This window comes from Streptomyces sp. NPDC031121 (genome assembly GCF_055570615.1).
Map to the genome: position 1 here is coordinate 297,098 of NZ_JBVIGV010000009.1, position 16,060 is coordinate 313,157.

At 74.0% G+C, this 16,060-nt stretch carries 16 protein-coding genes and 1 pseudogene; 6 read left to right on the top strand and 11 right to left on the bottom strand.

Going from position 1 to position 16,060, the window contains the following annotated elements; genetic code table 11:
* Positions 1-246 precede the first annotated feature (246 nt).
* Positions 247-951 (top strand): MBL fold metallo-hydrolase, encoded by a 705-nt coding sequence (locus ACZ462_RS19140; RefSeq protein WP_467804256.1) that lies wholly within the window; start codon positions 247-249, stop codon positions 949-951.
* Between the two features lie 20 nt (positions 952-971).
* Here the strand turns inward: ACZ462_RS19140 and ACZ462_RS19145 are convergent, their stop codons facing one another.
* On the bottom strand, positions 972-2,009 hold the full coding sequence (locus tag ACZ462_RS19145) for an NUDIX hydrolase (protein WP_467804254.1): 1,038 nt from the start codon (positions 2,007-2,009) through the stop codon (positions 972-974).
* Positions 2,010-2,185: 176 nt separating this feature from the next.
* Here ACZ462_RS19145 and ACZ462_RS19150 point away from each other — a divergent pair.
* Positions 2,186-3,191 (top strand): annotated as a pseudogene (locus tag ACZ462_RS19150) (LacI family DNA-binding transcriptional regulator).
* Positions 3,192-3,256: 65 nt separating this feature from the next.
* On the opposite strand, the gene ACZ462_RS19155 reads toward ACZ462_RS19150, so the two are convergent.
* From ACZ462_RS19155 to ACZ462_RS19175, 5 genes are all read right to left on the bottom strand, one after another.
* Positions 3,257-4,555, bottom strand: a complete 1,299-nt coding sequence (locus ACZ462_RS19155) for a DUF6986 family protein (protein ID WP_467804253.1) — start codon at positions 4,553-4,555, stop codon at positions 3,257-3,259.
* Positions 4,556-4,719: 164 nt separating this feature from the next.
* Entirely contained in the window at positions 4,720-5,682 is a 963-nt protein-coding gene (locus ACZ462_RS19160) for an electron transfer flavoprotein subunit alpha/FixB family protein (RefSeq protein WP_467804252.1), read from the bottom strand.
* Positions 5,683-5,742: 60 nt separating this feature from the next.
* Positions 5,743-6,528, bottom strand: a complete 786-nt coding sequence (locus ACZ462_RS19165; protein ID WP_114056428.1) for an electron transfer flavoprotein subunit beta/FixA family protein — start codon at positions 6,526-6,528, stop codon at positions 5,743-5,745.
* A gap of 204 nt (positions 6,529-6,732) precedes the next feature.
* Positions 6,733-7,329, bottom strand: a complete 597-nt coding sequence (locus ACZ462_RS19170) for a flavin reductase family protein (protein ID WP_467804251.1) — start codon at positions 7,327-7,329, stop codon at positions 6,733-6,735.
* A 256-nt stretch (positions 7,330-7,585) separates the two neighbouring features.
* Positions 7,586-7,942, bottom strand: a complete 357-nt coding sequence (locus tag ACZ462_RS19175) for a thioredoxin family protein (protein WP_467804250.1) — start codon at positions 7,940-7,942, stop codon at positions 7,586-7,588.
* Positions 7,943-8,201: 259 nt separating this feature from the next.
* Between ACZ462_RS19175 and ACZ462_RS19180 the strand changes: the two genes are divergently transcribed.
* Together ACZ462_RS19180 and ACZ462_RS19185 are read left to right on the top strand one after the other, a co-directional pair.
* Positions 8,202-8,924: a lysophospholipid acyltransferase family protein gene (locus ACZ462_RS19180; RefSeq protein ID WP_467804249.1), complete on the top strand. Its 723-nt coding sequence runs from the start codon at positions 8,202-8,204 to the stop codon at positions 8,922-8,924.
* A 261-nt stretch (positions 8,925-9,185) separates the two neighbouring features.
* Complete coding sequence (locus ACZ462_RS19185; RefSeq protein WP_467804248.1) at positions 9,186-9,767, top strand: hypothetical protein; 582 nt, start codon at positions 9,186-9,188, stop codon at positions 9,765-9,767.
* Here ACZ462_RS19185 and ACZ462_RS19190 read toward each other — a convergent pair.
* The 4 genes from ACZ462_RS19190 to ACZ462_RS19205 form a co-directional block, all read right to left on the bottom strand.
* A complete protein-coding gene (locus ACZ462_RS19190) occupies positions 9,703-10,302 on the bottom strand; it encodes a transglutaminase-like domain-containing protein (RefSeq protein ID WP_467804247.1) in 600 nt (199 codons plus the stop codon). The genes ACZ462_RS19185 and ACZ462_RS19190 overlap by 65 nt on opposite strands.
* A gap of 87 nt (positions 10,303-10,389) precedes the next feature.
* Positions 10,390-11,451 carry a threonine aldolase family protein gene (locus ACZ462_RS19195; protein ID WP_467804401.1) on the bottom strand — a complete coding sequence of 354 codons (1,062 nt, stop codon included), beginning with the start codon at positions 11,449-11,451 and terminating at the stop codon, positions 10,390-10,392.
* Positions 11,448-12,224: an SDR family NAD(P)-dependent oxidoreductase gene (locus ACZ462_RS19200; protein ID WP_467804245.1), complete on the bottom strand. Its 777-nt coding sequence runs from the start codon at positions 12,222-12,224 to the stop codon at positions 11,448-11,450. Before ACZ462_RS19200 ends, ACZ462_RS19195 begins: the two co-directional genes overlap by 4 nt.
* A gap of 26 nt (positions 12,225-12,250) precedes the next feature.
* Positions 12,251-13,657, bottom strand: coding sequence for a DUF6421 family protein (locus ACZ462_RS19205; protein WP_467804244.1), 1,407 nt, complete (start codon positions 13,655-13,657; stop codon positions 12,251-12,253).
* A gap of 381 nt (positions 13,658-14,038) precedes the next feature.
* Between ACZ462_RS19205 and ACZ462_RS19210 the strand changes: the two genes are divergently transcribed.
* Complete coding sequence (locus ACZ462_RS19210; protein WP_467804243.1) at positions 14,039-14,731, top strand: glycerophosphodiester phosphodiesterase; 693 nt, start codon at positions 14,039-14,041, stop codon at positions 14,729-14,731.
* 23 nt (positions 14,732-14,754) lie between these two features.
* Here ACZ462_RS19210 and ACZ462_RS19215 read toward each other — a convergent pair whose 3' ends face one another.
* The gene (locus ACZ462_RS19215) at positions 14,755-15,294 is read right to left on the bottom strand and encodes a GNAT family N-acetyltransferase (protein ID WP_467804242.1); all 540 of its coding nucleotides are present in this window, start codon (positions 15,292-15,294) and stop codon (positions 14,755-14,757) included.
* A 151-nt stretch (positions 15,295-15,445) separates the two neighbouring features.
* Here ACZ462_RS19215 and ACZ462_RS19220 point away from each other — a divergent pair, with 151 nt between their 5' ends.
* The gene (locus ACZ462_RS19220) at positions 15,446-16,024 is read left to right on the top strand and encodes a DUF5134 domain-containing protein (protein ID WP_467804241.1); all 579 of its coding nucleotides are present in this window, start codon (positions 15,446-15,448) and stop codon (positions 16,022-16,024) included.
* Positions 16,025-16,060 lie beyond the last annotated feature (36 nt).

The following is a 16,060-nucleotide window of genomic DNA, read 5'->3' on the forward strand; positions in this document are numbered from 1 at the left end:
TGTTTTTTCGCCCCAACGATACAAAACAGGGACGGCAAATCGCCTCTACGCCATGTGGGGTGGCCCCCCCCCCCCCCCCCCCCCCCCCCTCCCTTCTCCCCCCCCCCCCCCCCCCCCCCCCCCCCCCCCCCCCCCCCCCCCCCCGCCGGCACGGAGGGGCCGGATCCGCGGGGTCTGCTGCGGGCGAACTCCGCTGCGGGTGAAAGGCGTTCCGGGTGGCGGGCGGGCCGCCCTACGGTCGGGCCCATGGACCTCGTGGAGATACTTCCCGGGCGGCTGCACATGCTCCGCTTCCCGATCGGCCAGGCGTACGCGTGGCAGGACGCCGACGGCTCGCTGACCCTCGTGGACGCCGGCCACGCCGGCCGCGCCGCGGACATCGAAGGGGCCCTGCGCACCCTCGGGGACGGCCCGGAGCGGCTGGAGCGGATCGTCCTGACCCACTGCCACCGCGACCACGTCGGCGCGGCGGAGGAGCTCGCCGGGCGCTGGGGCGCGGAGGTGGTGGCGCACCGCCTGGACGCGCCGGTGGTCCGCGGGGAGCTGCCTGCCCCGGAGCCGGCACTGCTGGACTGGGAGGTGCCGCTGTACCGGCACGGGTTGACCGTCCCCGGGGCGCCGCCGACCCGGGTCGACCGGGAGGTGGAGGACGGGGACGTGCTCCCGTTCGGCGGCGGCGCGGTCGTGGTGCACTCCCCCGGCCACACGCCCGGCAGCATCGGCATCCACCTGCCGGAGCACGGCGTGCTGTTCACGGGCGACTGCGTCGCCGCGGTGGAGCAGGTGATGCCCGGCGTGTTCAACACGGACCGCGGGCAGGCGCTCGCCTCCTTCCGCCGGCTGGCCGCGCTGGAGCCGGCCGTGGCCTGCTTCGGGCACGGGGACCCGCTGACCGGGAACACCGCGGCCGCCCTCCAGGCCGCGGCGGCCGCGGATCCCGCCCTGCCCTGACGCCGACCCGGGGCCGGCCGCTACGGGGTGGGGCGGCCCGCCTCCAGGTACAGCGGGCGGCCGCGTTCGCGGGCCCGCAGGGCCCAGCGCAGCCGCTCGTAGCGGACCGGCGGGAGGAGTTCCGCCGCCTCCGCCTCCGTCACGAACCGCCAGGCCCGCAGCTCCGGACCCGGCAGCCGCAGCCGGGCCGCCTCCTCGGCGGCGAGCCGGCCGCCGTCGAACAGCAGCCGCAGGCCGCCGTACGCGGGGGGCGCCGGCGGCTCCCAGTCCACGACGAGCAGCCCCGGCATCCCGCCGAGTTCGACGCCGAGTTCCTCGGCCACCTCGCGGACGCCCGCGCAGGCGGGCGCCTCGCCCGGCTCCACGACTCCGCCCGGGAACTCCCAGCCCGCCTTGTACGTCGGATCCACCAGCAGGACCCGGTCCTCGTCGTCGAAGAGGAGCACCCCGGAGGCGACGGTCTCCCGCGTCGGCTCCGGCGTCTGGACGATGTCGCAGACGCCGGCGGCCTCGGTGCGGACGGCCTCGGCGATGCGCTCGGCCGTCTCGCGCACGCTGAGCACGCCGTTGTCGACGACGTGCGCATCGGCCTTGAGCCAGCCGAGCGCCTCCTGGTAGGCGGGGATGTGGTCGTACGCCCACTGCCGCACCCTGACGTCGACCGCGGCCGGATCCCCCGGCTCCTCGCGGGTGGCGATCCGCCGGCGCAGGATCGTTTCCTCCGGGGCCAGGAGCACGTGCCGCACCGTGATCCGGCGGGCCGCCAGCCCGCCGAAGATCTCGTCCCGGTACTCCTGGCGCAGCAGGGTCATCGGGACGACGAGCACACCGCCCGCCTCCGCGAGGAGCGCCGCCGCGGTCTCCACGACCAGGCGCCGCCAGCCGGGCAGGTCCTGGTAGTCCGCCACCCCCGCGCGGCGTTCGGGCGGCAGGAGCCGGAGCAGCCCCTCCCCGACGCGCTCCGGGTCGAACAGGGTGCTGCCCGGCAGCAGGCCGGTCAGTTCGCGGGCCGTGCTGGTCTTCCCGGCGCCGAATGTGCCGTTGATCCAGACAATCACGTCTACCCCTTTTCCCCTTGGCTCGTCCGGAGCCCCCAGTGGCCTGCCCGCACCACCCTGCCACGGAAACCCGCCGGCACCGGCGGGCTCGTCCTCGGGACCGCGGCGCGCACCGCCCGGCGGGCCGTCGGCCGTCAGGCCGCCAGACCGCCACAGCCCTCGGAGGATTGCGCCCCGTGCCGCAGACCCGCCGCCCGTCCGAGCCCCGCCACGGCCACCGGCCGACCATGCAGGACGCGGCGGCCCGGGCGGGGGCCGGGCCGAAGACCGTCTCACGGGTCGTCAACGGCGAACCGGCGTCGCGCGGAGACGGTCGGCCGGGTCCAGGAGGCGTCGAGGCCCTGGGCCTCCGTCGCAACGACAGCTCCCGCGTCCTGCGCAAGGGCCGTACCGCCGCCGCCGGGCTGGTCCTGGAGGACCTCGCCGGCCCCTTCCGCGGGCCGCTGGACCGGGCGGTGGAGGAGGTGGCCCGCGCGCACGGGACGCTGCTGATCAGCGGCTCCGGCGCCGAGGACCCGACCGGGAGCGGGAGTTGGCGCCGGCGCTGTGCGCGCGGCGGGTCGACGGGCTCGTCGTGGTCCCGGCCGGGGACGACCACCGCTACCCGGAGCCGGAGACCGCGGCCGGCGTGGCGACGGTGTTCGTGGACCGGCCGGCGGGCCGGATCGACGCGGACGTCGTGCTGCCGGACAGCCTCGGGCGCGCGGGGGCGCCGCCCACCTGATCGCGGCCGGGCACCGCCGCATCGGGTTCGTCGGCGACCGGCCCCCATCCACACGGCCGCGGAGCGGCTGACCGGCCACCGGGAGGCCGTGGCCGCCGCCGGGCTCCCGGTGGAGCCGTCCTGGGTGTCGCTCGGCCCGACCGCGCCGGAGGCGGTGTCGGCCGCGGCGCGGGCGATGCTGTCGGGGCCGGAGCCCGTGACGGCGCTCTTCGCGGGCAACAAACCGGGTGACGGTCACGGCCGTACGGGTCCTGGCAGGGCAGCCCCGCCCCGTCGCGCTGGTCGGCTTCGACGACTTCGAGCTCGCCGACCTGCTGCCGCCCGGCGTGACGGTGGTCGCGCAGGACGCCGCGGCCCTCGGCCGGACGGCCGTGGACCGCCTCTTCCGGCGCCTCGCCGGGGCCGCGCTCCTGCCGGCCCGCATCGAGCCGGCGACCCGGCTCGTCCCGCGCGGCTAGGGCGAGATCCCGTCGCATTCCTGACGCCCGTGGGCCCGGCCGGGCCCACGGGCGGGCGGCTCCGGTCAGGCGGTGGCCGTCAGGGTGGCCGAGCGGCGCGGGATCGCGAAGGCGTCGAGTTCGGCGCGGGTCAGACCGGTGAGGGCGGTGACCTCGTCCGCGCCGACCGCACCGCAGTCCAGGCCGCGCACGAGGTACCCGGCCAGGGCCTTCGCGGTGGCGGGCTCGTCCATCACGTCGCCCTCGATCCGGGCCACGTACGCCTTCAGGCGCGCGGCGGCCGCTTCGAGGCCCTCGCGGTAGAAGGTGAAGACGGCGGCGTAGCGGGTCGGGAGGTGGCCCGGGTGCATGTCCCAGCCCTGGTAGTAGGCGCGGGCCAGGGCGCGGCGGGTCAGCCCGTAGTGCAGCCTCCACGCCTCGTGGACCTTCTCGGTCGTGCCGACGGGCAGGACGTTCGTCGAGCCGTCGGAGACGCGTACGCCGGTGCCGGCGGCTGCGACCTGCATGACGGCCTTGGCATGGTCGGCGGCCGGGTGGTCGCTGGCCTGGTAGGCGGCCGAGACGCCGACGCAGGCGCTGTAGTCGAAGGTGCCGTAGTGCAGGCCGGTGGCGCGCCCCTTCGCGGCTTCGATCATGCGGGCCACGGTGGCGGTGCCGTCGGAGGCCAGGATGGACTGGCTGGTCTCGATCTGGATCTCGAAGCCGATCCGGCCGGGGCGCAGGCCTCGGGTGCTCTCGAAGGCCTCCAGCAGCGCGACGAAGGCGGAGACCTGCTCGGCGTAGGTGACCTTGGGGAGGGTGAGGACGAGGCCGTCCGGGAGGCCGCCGTGCTCCAGGAGGCCCGACAGGAAGACGTCGGTGGTGCGGATGCCGCGGTCGCGGACGTTGGCCTCCATGCACTTCATGCGGATGCCCATGTAGGGGGCGTTGGTGCCGTTGGAGAAGGCCTGGGAGACGAGGCGGGCGGCGCGGGCGGCGGCCTGGTCCTCCTCCTCGTCGGAGCGGACGCCGAAGCCGTCCTCGAAGTCGACGCGCAGGTCCTCGATCGGCTCGCGCTGCAGCTTGGCGCGGACGCGCTCGTGGACGGGGCCGGCGAGGTCGTCGCGGATGCCGAGGACCTCGGCGAAGGCGGCGGCGTCCGGAGCGTGCTCGTCGAGGGCGGCGAGGGCCTGGTCGCCCCAGGAGCGGATGGTGTCCGCGCTGAAGACGTCGCCGGGGACGTAGACCGTGTGGACGGGCTGGCGGGTGCCGGGGTCGCCCGGGTAGTGGCGGGCGAGCTCCGCGTCCACCGGGGCGAGGGAGGCGCTGATGCCCTCGCTGACCGCGCCGGCGAGGCTCGTCGCCACCTTCTCCTGCTGACCCATCGTGCACTCTCCTCATTCCGCTTTACGGAAGCCTAGATCCGCATAGCAGAATTTAGCCACGGGGTTCCACTCCGTCAATGGTGGCCCCGCGCTCCTGCGGATACGACTCGGGGCCGTGCGGTGAGGATCACCGCACGGCCCCGGACGAGAGGAGAGGCGCCAGGTCAGCCCTTGCGCGCCTTGATCGCCTCGGTCAGCTGCGGGACAACCTCGAAGAGGTCGCCGACGACTCCGTAGTCCACCAGCTCGAAGATCGGGGCCTCGGCGTCCTTGTTGACGGCGACGATGGTCTTCGAGGTCTGCATGCCGGCGCGGTGCTGGATCGCGCCGGAGATGCCGGCGGCGACGTACAGCTGCGGGGAGACCGACTTGCCGGTCTGGCCGACCTGGTTCGTGTGCGGGTACCAGCCGGCGTCGACGGCGGCGCGGGAGGCGCCGACGGCGGCACCGAGGGAGTCGGCCAGCGCCTCGATGATCGAGAAGTTCTCGGCGCCGTTGACGCCGCGGCCGCCGGAGACCACGATCGCGGCCTCGGTCAGCTCGGGGCGGCCCGTCGACTCGCGCGGGGTGCGCGAGGTGACCTTGGTGCCGGTGGCCAGGGCGCCGAAGGTGACGGCCAGGGCCTCGACGGCGCCGGCTGCCGGAGCCGCCTCGACCGGGGCCGAGTTCGGCTTGACCGTGATGACCGGGGTGCCCTTGGACACGCGGGACTTGGTGGTGAAGGACGCGGCGAACGCGGACTGCGTCGCGATCGGGCCCTCGTCGCCCGCCTCCAGGTCCACGGCGTCGGTGATGATGCCGGAGCCGATACGGACGGCGAGGCGGGCCGCGATCTCCTTGCCCTCGGCGGAGGACGGGACGAGCACGGCGGCCGGGGACACGGCCTCGTAGGCGGCCTGGAGCGCGTCCACCTTCGGTACGACGAGGTACTCGGCGAACTCGGGGGCGTCGGCGGTGAGGACCTTGACCGCACCGTGCTCGGCGAGCACGGCGGCGGTGTCCCCCGCACCGGCGCCCAGGGCGACGGCGACGGGCTCGCCGATGCGGCGGGCCAGGGTCAGCAGCTCGAGGGTGGGCTTGCGGACGGCGCCGTCCACGTGGTCGACGTAGACGAGGACTTCAGCCATGGGAATGCTCCTGCGAATGCGAAGTAGTCAGGGGGCGATGTGGAGGGTGCTGGCTGAAGCTCAGATGAACTTCTGGCCGGCCAGGAACTCGGCCAGCTGCTTGCCGCCCTCGCCCTCGTCCTTGACGATCGTGCCGGCCGTGCGGGCCGGACGCTGCGCGGCGGAGTCCACCGCGGTCCAGGCGCCCTCGAGGCCGACCTCGTCCGCCTCGATCTCGAGGTCGGACAGGTCCCAGGACTCGACCGGCTTCTTCTTGGCGGCCATGATGCCCTTGAAGGACGGGTAGCGGGCCTCGCCCGACTGGTCCGTCACGGAGACGACGGCCGGGAGGGAGGCTTCCAGCTGCTCGCTCGCGGAGTCGCCGTCGCGGCGGCCCGTCACGGTGCCGTCCTCGACCTTGACCTCGGAGAGCAGGGTGACCTGCGGGACGCCCAGGCGCTCGGCCAGGATCGCCGGGAGAACGCCCATGGTGCCGTCGGTCGAGGCCATGCCGGTGATGACCAGGTCGTAGCCGGCCTTCTCGACGGCCTTGGCCAGCACCAGCGAGGTGCCGATCACGTCGGTGCCGTGCAGGTCGTCGTCCTCGACGTGGATCGCCTTGTCGGCACCCATGGACAGCGCCTTGCGCAGGGCGTCCTTGGCGTCCTCGGGGCCCACCGTCAGGACGGTGATCTCGGCGTCGTCGGCCTCTTCCGCGATCTGGAGCGCCTGCTCGACCGCGTACTCGTCGAGCTCCGACAGCAGACCGTCGACGTCGTCGCGGTCGACCGTCAGGTCATCGGCGAAGTGCCGGTCGCCGGTGGCGTCGGGCACGTACTTCACACAGACAACGATCCTCAGGCTCACGCCGGCTCTCCTACCGCATCGTCTTGTTTCTGATACCGCCTTGTGCAGGCAGCATAGGCGCCTTTCGAGGGCGGATCCCGGTCGGGGCGGCCCCCGCTCCGAACGGAATGTTACTCGTCAGTACACCGTGGGTCTTCCCATGAGGCAAGGCCGTCGAACTGTGATCTGTCCAACGCCGCCCCAACCGTCCCCAGCAGGGACGATTCAGTCACGCAGCGCGTTGAAGCGCCCCTGGTGGTACAGCAGGGGCCGGCCCTCGCCCCGCGGGTCCCCGTACACCGCCTCGGCGATGACCACCCGGTGCGCGCCGGCCGGCACGCGGGCCACCACCCGGCACACCAGCCACGCCAGCACCCCGTCCAGCAGGGGTACGCCGTGCGGGCCGGGCGCCCATCCGGTGCCGGGCCCAAACCGGTCCGCTCCGCTGCGGGCGAACAGGCCGGCCAGCTGCTGCTGGTGCTCGCCGAGTATGTGCACCCCGAGGTGCTCGCTGTCGCGGATCCCGGGCCAGCTGGAGGAGCCGGTGCCGATGGTGAACGACAGCAGCGGGGGGTCGGCGGAGACGGAGTTCAGCGAGGTCGCGGTGAAGCCGACGGGGCGGCCGCCGTCCCGGGCGGTGACCACGGCCACCCCGGCGGCGTGCTGCCGGAACACCGAGCGCAGCAGCTCGGGCGAGCCGGGCAGGGCGGCGGCGGGCGGCGCGGACTCCGCCGCGGCGCGGGGCGCGGCGGCCGGGTCCGGGGCCGGAAGGGTTGCGGGATGCGGGAACTGTGCTGCGGTCCGGGTCGTTGGGGCCGTCATGAGGAGGCCTTTCTTCTGCTCTGCCGCGGAGGCGGCCGGCGCGGGCGCGCGGGGTCGTCGTCGTGTGCCGGGGTCGTTCAGTACGCCCGACAGCGCGCGCTCGCGTGGCGGACGAGGTCCACGTGGACCCGCCCGTGAAGCAGGAGTTCGTACCGCATGCGGCCAGCCTGGCGATCTGCCGTGTACACAGTCAAGCGGGGGCGGTCAGATGCGAGGCGCGTCACGCTGCGTGCGGGCGCATGCACCGGCACGGCGCTCACACCGCCTCGCCCAGGGCGGCGATCACGTCGGCCTTGCGCGGCATGCCGGCCGCGCGGCGGACGATCCGCCCTGCGGCGTCCAACACCAGCACCGTGGGCGTCTTCTCGATGCCCAGGGCGCGGACCAGGCCGAGGTTGCGCTCCGCGTCGACCTCGATGTGGGCGACGCCGTCGACCATTCCGGCGACCTCGGCGAGGATCCGCCGAGTGGCCCGGCAGGGCTGGCAGAACGCGCTGGAGAACTGCACCAGGCTGGCCCGCTCCCCGGGCTCGGCGCCCAGCTCGGCCGCCCCGAGCCGCCCGCCGTCCTCGGCGGGTCCGCGCCCGTCCCCGTGCACTGCCTCTCCCGTCACCGCGCCGCCCTCGTCCCCTGCGGGCGCCCGCCGTCGGCGGCGGGCATCCCGTCCCGCATCATTGCAGTACGTCCGTCCGCCCGTACGAGCGCATCCGGGCCGCGGCGCATTCCCCGCGTGACGAGAATCTCGCCGGGGAAGGCCCTCCGGACTGGCCTCGCGCCCGCGGATGCGGCACCATCCCCATGGCCGCGTACCTACGCTGCCGTAACCTCCGGCCGGGAGCACCTCCCCAGGCAGAAAGCGGGGTCTCCCCACCATGGCTGAGTTCGTCTACCCCCCGGTGATCGGCGCAGCGCACGCCCTGTTCCGCGCCCTCGACATCCGCATCGACATGAAGGGCACCGAGCACATCCCGCGCCAGGGCGGTGCGGTCCTCGTGTCGAACCACATCGGCTACCTCGATTTCGTCTTCGCCGGGCTGACGGCCCGCCCGCAGAAGCGGCTGGTGCGCTTCATGGCGAAGGAGTCGGTGTTCCGGCACAAGGTGTCCGGCCCGCTGATGCGCGCGATGAAGCACATCCCCGTGGACCGCAAGCAGGGCGAGGCCGCCTACAAGCACGCCCTGGAGTCGCTGCGGTCCGGCGAGATCATCGGCGTGTTCCCGGAGGCCACGATCTCGCAGTCCTTCACGCTCAAGAGCTTCAAGTCGGGCGCCGCCCGCATGGCGCAGGAGGCGGGGGTGCCGCTGATCCCGGTGGCGCTGTGGGGCACCCAGCGGCTGTGGACCAAGGGCCGCCCGCGCGACCTCAAGCGCAGCCACATCCCGGTGACGCTGCGGGTCGGCGAGCCGATCGAGGCGCCGACGGACCACTACGCCGGCGCGATCACCCGCCGGCTGCGCGAGCGGGTGCAGGAGCTGCTGGACTCGGCGCAGCGCGCCTATCCGGCCGCCCCGAAGGACTCCTCGGACTCCTGGTGGCTGCCCGCGCACCTGGGCGGTACGGCCCCGACCCCGGCCCAGGTCAAGGAAGCGGGCTGACCCTCCTCCACCGGGACGGGTGAAACCGCCGCGGGCCGGCCGCGCTGACGCGGCGGGCCCCGGCGCCACAGCGTGCCGGGCGGCCGTCTCGGCCGTGGACCCGGCCGGCCGTGCGCCGGCCGCCGGCCCGGGCAGCCGCTGCCCGGGCACAGCCGCCCGCACCGGGCGGACCGTTCGGGCGGTGAACGCGCTCACCCCTCTCCGGCAGGCGGGCGTTCGGCGCGTCGGCGGCGGCGGTGGGCGGCGACGACGCTCGCCTTCGTGGGCCTGGGGTCGCTGACGACCTGCTCGGTCCTGCTGGCGGGCCGGCTCGGCAGCGCGGGCGCGGGCGGCGTGCTGATGACGGCGTTCGCCGTCGGCGCGCTCGCCGGTTCGCTGACGCTGGGCCGGATCAGGGGGCTGGAGCCCGGACGGCTGGCGCGGTGGGCCATGGCCGGGACGGGCGCAGCGCTGGCGGCGGCCGCCTTCTCGCCCTCCCTCGCGGTCGGCGCGGTCCTGTTCGCCGCGGCCGGAGTCTGCGACGGGCCCATGCTGACGGCGACGCTGCGGATCCGGGCGGAATACGCCCCGCAGGGCACGCGGGCCCAGGTCTTCACCCTGGGCGCGGGCCTGAAGCTGACTGCCGCCTCCCTGGGTGCGGCGCTGGTCGGGTTCGCGGCGCAGGCGCCTCCGCGGTGGCTGCTGACCGGGGTCGCGGCGCTGGTCCTGGCGTCGGCGCTGCTGCACCGGCTGGCGGGGCCGCGCGCCACGGCGGGCGCACGGGGCGCGGCGGGGCCCGCTACAGGGCCTGGGGCAGCTTCCGCCACAGCTCCCGCCGGTCGGCGGAGTCCCGGAGGGCCGTGAGCACGGCCGGATGCGGGTCGGCGTACAGCTCCGGGTAGTCGGTCTCGCCGAGGCGGGGGCGCACGGGGAAGGCGAGGCGCTCGGCGCCGAGCCGGAACTGGGCGTCCACGCCGGGCTTGTTCCCGCGCGGGTCCTGGCGGGCCCAGCCGCGGGAGCCGGGGAGGCGGAGTGCGACCAGGCCGTGGACGAGGGGCTGGGCGCCGTCGTCCTCGGTCAGCCGCTGGTAGCAGAGGCCGGCCGGGATGCCCCGGGCGCGCAGCAGGGCGACCAGGGCGTGGGACTTGGCGTGGCAGATGCCGTTGCGGGTGGCGAGGACGTCGGAGGCACGCCAGGTCACCCGCGGGTCGCCGGAGTCGGCGGAGTGCGGGACGGCGTCCCGGACGAACTCGAAGGCCGCCTTGGCGTATGAGTATGCGTCGCTGTGGGCGGACCACAGGCCGCCGGCCAGCCCCCGGACGTACGGGTGGTCGTGGTCGATGGCCTCGCTCGCCGATGTGTACGCGCGCTCGTCGGGGCTCCGCGGGATCAGCTGCATGGGGCGGAGCATAGGCATACCCCCGACCGCAATTCAATGGAATTGCGGTCGAGGGTATATCCATTCACGCGGCCGTGCGCGGTCGGATCAGCGGGCCAGCTCTTCCTTCAGCGCCTGGAGGAAGCCGTCGACGTCCTCCTCGGTGGTGTCGAAGCCGCACATCCAGCGGACGTGGCCGGCGGCCTCGTCCCAGAAGTAGAAGCGGTAGCGCTGCTGGAGCCTCCGCGACACCTCGTGCGGCAGCTTCGCGAAGACCGCGTTCGCCTGCACCGGGTAGAGGATCTCCACCCCGTCGGTCTCGCGGACGCCGGCGGCCAGCCGCTGCGCCATCCCGTTGGCCTGCCGGGCGTTGCGCAGCCACAGGTCCTTGGCGAGCAGCGCCTCCAGCTGGACGGAGACGAACCGCATCTTCGACGCGAGCTGCATCGACATCTTGCGGACGTGCTTCATCTGGCGCACGGCGTCCGGGTTGACCACGACGACGGCCTCGCCGAACATCATGCCGTTCTTCGTGCCGCCGTACGAGAGCACGTCGACGCCCGCCGCGTTGGTGAACGTGCGCATCGGCACGTCCAGGGAGGCGGCGGCGTTGGCTATGCGCGCGCCGTCGAGGTGCACCTTCATGCCGAGCGCGTGCGCGTGCTCGCAGATGGCCCGGATCTCGTCCACGGTGTAGACCGTGCCCAGCTCGGTGTTCTGCGTGATCGACACGACCTGCGGCATCGCCCGGTGCTCGTCCTCGAAGCCCCAGGCCTCCTGGTCGATGAGCTCGGGGGTGAGCTTGCCGTCCGGGGTGGGGACGGCCAGCAGCTTCAGGCCGGCCATCCGCTCCGGGGCGCCGCCCTCGTCCACGTTGATGTGGGCGGTCTTGGCGCAGATCACCGCACCCCAGCGGTCGGTCATGGCCTGGAGGGCCGTGACGTTCGCGCCGGTGCCGTTGAAGACCGGGAAGGCCTCCGCGTACGGACCGAAGTGGCTGCGCATGACCCGCTGGAGGTTCTCGGTGTACTCGTCCTCGCCGTACGCGACCTGGTGGCCGCCGTTGGCGAGGGCGAGGGCCTCCAGGATCTCCGGATGGACCCCCGCGTAGTTGTCGCTCGCGAAACCGCGCACCGCCGGGTCGTGGTGGCGGCGGGCGTCGGTCTTCACGGTTGCGGTGTGAGCCACAGACGCTGTCCGTTCACATCGATGGCGGACTTCTCCCAGACGCCGGCGACGGCCTCGGCCAGGTCCTTCACGTCGGTGAAGCCCGCGAACTTCGCATTGGGACGCTCGGCGCGCATCGCGTCGTGCACCAGTGCCTTGATCACCAGGATCGCAGCCGCCGCTCCGGGGCCGTCCTCGCCCCCCGCCTTCCGGAAGGAGTCGGCCATCGCCAGGGTCCAGGCCTCGGCGGCGGCCTTGCCGGCGTTGTAGGCGGCGTTGTTGGCGACGGGCTTGTGCGCACCGGACTGGCTGACCAGGACGTAGCGCCCGCGGCCGCTGCGGAGCAGGGCGTCGTGGAAGGCGATCGACGTGTGCTGGACCGTGCGGATCAGGAGCTTCTCCAGGAAGTCCCAGTCCGCGAGGTCCGTCTCGGTGAAGGAGGTGCTGCCGCGCCAGCCGCCGACGAGGTGGACGAGGCCGTCGACGCGGCCGAACTCCTTCTCGGTGCGGTCGGCCCACGCCTTGGTGGCCTCCAGGTCGAGCAGGTCCACGGTGTCGCCGGTGACGGTGGCGCCGCCGTGCGCGTACCGGGCGGCGTCCACGGCCTCGGCCAGGCGCGCCGCGTCCGCGTCGGACGCGACCACGACGGCGCCGGCCTCGGCGAGGCGCATGAGGGCGGCTCGGCCCGCGGGGCCGCCGGCCCCGGCGACCGCGACGACGGCCCCCTTCAGCGGGGCTCCGGCGGTTCCGGCGTCCGCGGCGTTTCCGGTGTTCATCTGTGCAGCCTCCTGGGGGCGGGTGCTCACGCGGCGGCCCGCTCGGCGGCGTCCGCGGTCGGGGCGGTGATGCCCTTGGTGGAGGCGATCACACCCTTGAGCTTCTTCGCGAGGGCCTCGTAGAACATGCTGAGCGGAAACTCGTCCGGAAGCACGTCGTCCACGAGCTTGCGCGGCGGCTGCGTGAGGTCCAGGGCGTCGGGGCCCTTCGCCCACTTCGAGCCCGGGTGCGGGGCGAGGTAGGTGGAGACCAGCTCGTAGGCCTTGAACCAGTGCACGAGCTTCGGGCGGTCGATGCCGGCCCGGTACAGCTCCTCGATGTCGGCGCACAGCTGGTTGGTGACCTGCGGGGCGCGCATCCAGTCGATCTTCAGCTTGTTGTCCGTCCAGCGCACGACGTCGTGCTTGTGGAGGTAGGCGAAGAGGAGCTGGCCGCCGAGGCCGTCGTAGTTGCGGTTGCGGTCGCCGGAGACCGGGAAGCGGAACATCCGGTCGAAGAGGACGGCGTACTGCACGTCGCGGCCGTGCTCGTTGCCCTCGGACTCGAGCTTCACGGCCTCCTTGAAGGCGGTGAGGTCACAGCGCAGCTCCTCCAGGCCGTACATCCAGAACGGCTGGCGCTGCTTGATCATGAAGGGGTCGAACGGCAGGTCGCCGTGGCTGTGCGTGCGGTCGTGCACCATGTCCCACAGGACGAAGGCCTTCTCGCAGCGCTCCTGGTCCTCGACCATGCGGGCGATGTCCTCGGGCAGCTCGATGCCCAGGATGTCGACGGCGGCCTCGGTCACCTTGCGGTAGCGGGCGGCCTCGCGGTCGCAGAAGATGCCGCCCCAGCTGAAGCGCTCGGGGGCCTCGCGGACGGCGATGGTCTCCGGGAAGAGCACCGCGGAGTGGGTGTCGTAGCCCGGGGTGAAGTCCTCGAAGGTGATGCCGAGGAAGAGCGGGTTGTCGTACCGGGTGCGCTCCAGCTCGGAGAGCCACTCGGGCCACACCATCTTCAGGACGACGGCCTCGAAGTTTCGGTCGGGGTTGCCGTTCTGCGTGTACATCGGGAACACGACGAGGTGCTGGCGGCCGTCGACGCGCTCCGCGGCCGGCTGGAAGGCGAGCAGCGAGTCAAGGAAGTCCGGCACGCCGAAGCCCTCGGAGACCCACTTGCGCAGGTCGGCGACGAGCGCCCGGTGGTACTCGGCGGCGTGCGGCATCAGCGGCGACAGCGCCTCGACGGCGCGGGCCACGCGCTCGACGGCGGCTTCGGCGTCGGCCTTGGCCGGGGCGCCGGCGGCGTCGAAGTCGATGGAGCCGTCCTTGGCCTGCCAGGGGCGGATCTCCTCCACGGCGGCCTTGAGCTCGGGCCACGCCGGGTGGTCGACCACCCGCGCACCGGCGGTTATCACCGCACCGCCAGAACCCGGCACAAGAGTTTCCGTCATGTCACTTCCTCCACAGGAGAACCTCACGTAAGCCCAGGGTATGCACGGGAGGGTGTCCCGCTCAAGAGGGGAGCCAGGAAATTATTCGGCGGACCCCCCGTCACGACCGCAATTCTTCCCGCTCTCGACCGCCGGAGCGGACGCATCGTCAGTTCGTCAAGGGCGCGAGGGCGCGCCCACCCGCGGGTGACGCGGCAAGGCCGTCCGACGGCGGGCCGGGGCGGGCGGCCCTGGCGGGAACCGGCCCACGGCGCCGTAGCGGTGCGTGCACGGACGGTCTCATCGCGTGCGCGGCGCACTAGCATGCGTCCTCACCGCGCGCGCCGGACCTGGGACGCCGCGACCGCGCGGGCAGCCGCCGTCGACGGAAGCGAGAGAACCTTGACTTTCCTCACCATCGGTCACCGCGGGGTCATGGGCGTCGAGCCGGAGAACACGCTGCGGTCGTTCCTCCGCGCGGAGCGCTGCGGCATGGACGTCATCGCCCTGGACCTCCAGCTGAGCAAGGACGGCGTCCTCGTCGCCCTGCACGACCCCGGGGTGGACCGCACCACCGACGGCACGGGCGCCGTCGCCGACCTGACCGCCGCCGAGCTGCGCAGCCTGGACGCCGGCCAGGGCGAGCGGATCCCGCTCTTCGAGGAGGTCCTGGAGGCGGTGCGGGCGCCCCTGCAGGTGTCGGTACGGGATCTGCCGGCCGCCGCGGCGCTGGCGCGGCTGGTGGTGGAGCGGGACCTGTCCGGGCGCGTGGAGGTGGCGTCCTCCCACGACGCGGTGCTCGCCGAGGCCGCCCGCCTCATCCCGGGGGGCCGGACCGTCCTGTCCTCGGGCCTCGGCGGCGGCGAGGCGGACGGCATCGTCGACCGGGCGATCGCCGCGGGCGCGCGCACGCTGGCCCTGAACCTGCGGCGGCTCACGCTGGAGACGGTGGAGGCGGCGCACCGGGCCGGGCTGCGGGTCACCGGCTGGACGGTCAACTCACTGGACCACCTGCGGCTGGCGCGGGCACTCGAACTGGACGGCGCCGCCACCGACTTCCCGGAGATCCGCAGCACGGGCCGGTTCACGGCCTGAGCCGCCCGCGGGCGAGCCGCGCCCTACAGCGTCTTGACCAGCAGTTCGAAGGCGAGGTCGTCGCGGAGCGGGACGCCGAAGCGCTCGTCGCCGTACGGGAACGGGCTCAGCTCGCCGGTGCGCCGGTAGCCGCGGCGCTCGTAGTAGGCGATGAGCTCCTCGCGCACGTTGACCACCGTCATCCGCATCTCCCGGGCCGCCCACATCTCGCGGCATCGGCGCTCGGCCTCGGCGAGGACCTCCTTGCCGAGGCCGCCGCCCTGGAGGCCGGGCCGGACCGCGAACATCCCGAAGTAGGCGTACCCGCCGCGGTGTTCGAGCTGGCAGCAGGCGACGAGCTCGCCGTCGCGCTCCACAACGAGGAGGACGCTGCCGGGGGTCTGTATGACGGCCCGCACCCCCTCCGGATCGGTGCGCTGCCCGTCCAGGAAGTCCGCCTCGGTGGTCCATCCCGCGCGGCTCGCATCGCCCCGGTAGGCCGACTCGACGAGGGCCACGAGCTCCGGCACGTCGGCCTCGACGGCGTGCCGGAACTGCAGTTCGGCGGGCTGGGCGGTCGGCATCGGCGGGCTCCGTTCTGCGTGCTCAGCGGCATGCGGCATGCCGGTGGGGCGAGGACAGCCTAACCGGGTGCCGCGTGGGGGCCGTCCGGCCGGGGCATCTCTTCCCCTGACGCCGACGAGAACCGGGGGCCCAGCCGTGCACGGTCCAGCGATGTCCTCCTGGCCTTCCTTCGCCGCCGCGCTCCCCGCCTGGCTGACCGTGCTGGTGTGCGCCGTGAGCGGCGCCTGCTGCCTGCACCGGGCGTGCACGGCGGGGCGGGCGGAGCGCGGCCCGGCTGCGGGCGAGGCGTTGATGGCGCTGGGGATGGTGGTCATGGCCCTCCCCCCGGGCACCGCCCCGTGGGGGCCGCGGATCCTGCCGGCCCTGTGCGTCGGGGCCGCGCTGCACGCGCTCTGGCTGCTGCGGCGGGGCCTGCACCACACCCACCACCTGGTCGGGTCGCTGGCCATGGCGTACATGGCGCTGGCCATGTACGCGGGCGGCGGCCACGGTGGGCACGGGGGCGGCGAGGCCGCCGGGCCGCCGCTCGTCACCGGCGCGCTGCTCCTGTACTACGCGGCGTACGTGCTGCACGGCGGCGCGCGGCTGGTGGCCGCGGGTTCGGCCGGGCCCGCCGCGGTGGCGGGTGCGGGAGCAGTCGCCGGGCACGGCAGCGGGGCCGGGGAGGTGGCGCGCGCCTGCCGACTGGCCATGGGAACCGGCATGTTCGCGATGCTGCTGCTGATGTGAGGGCGGGGAAACGTGTCCTGCGTCACCAATCGCCGG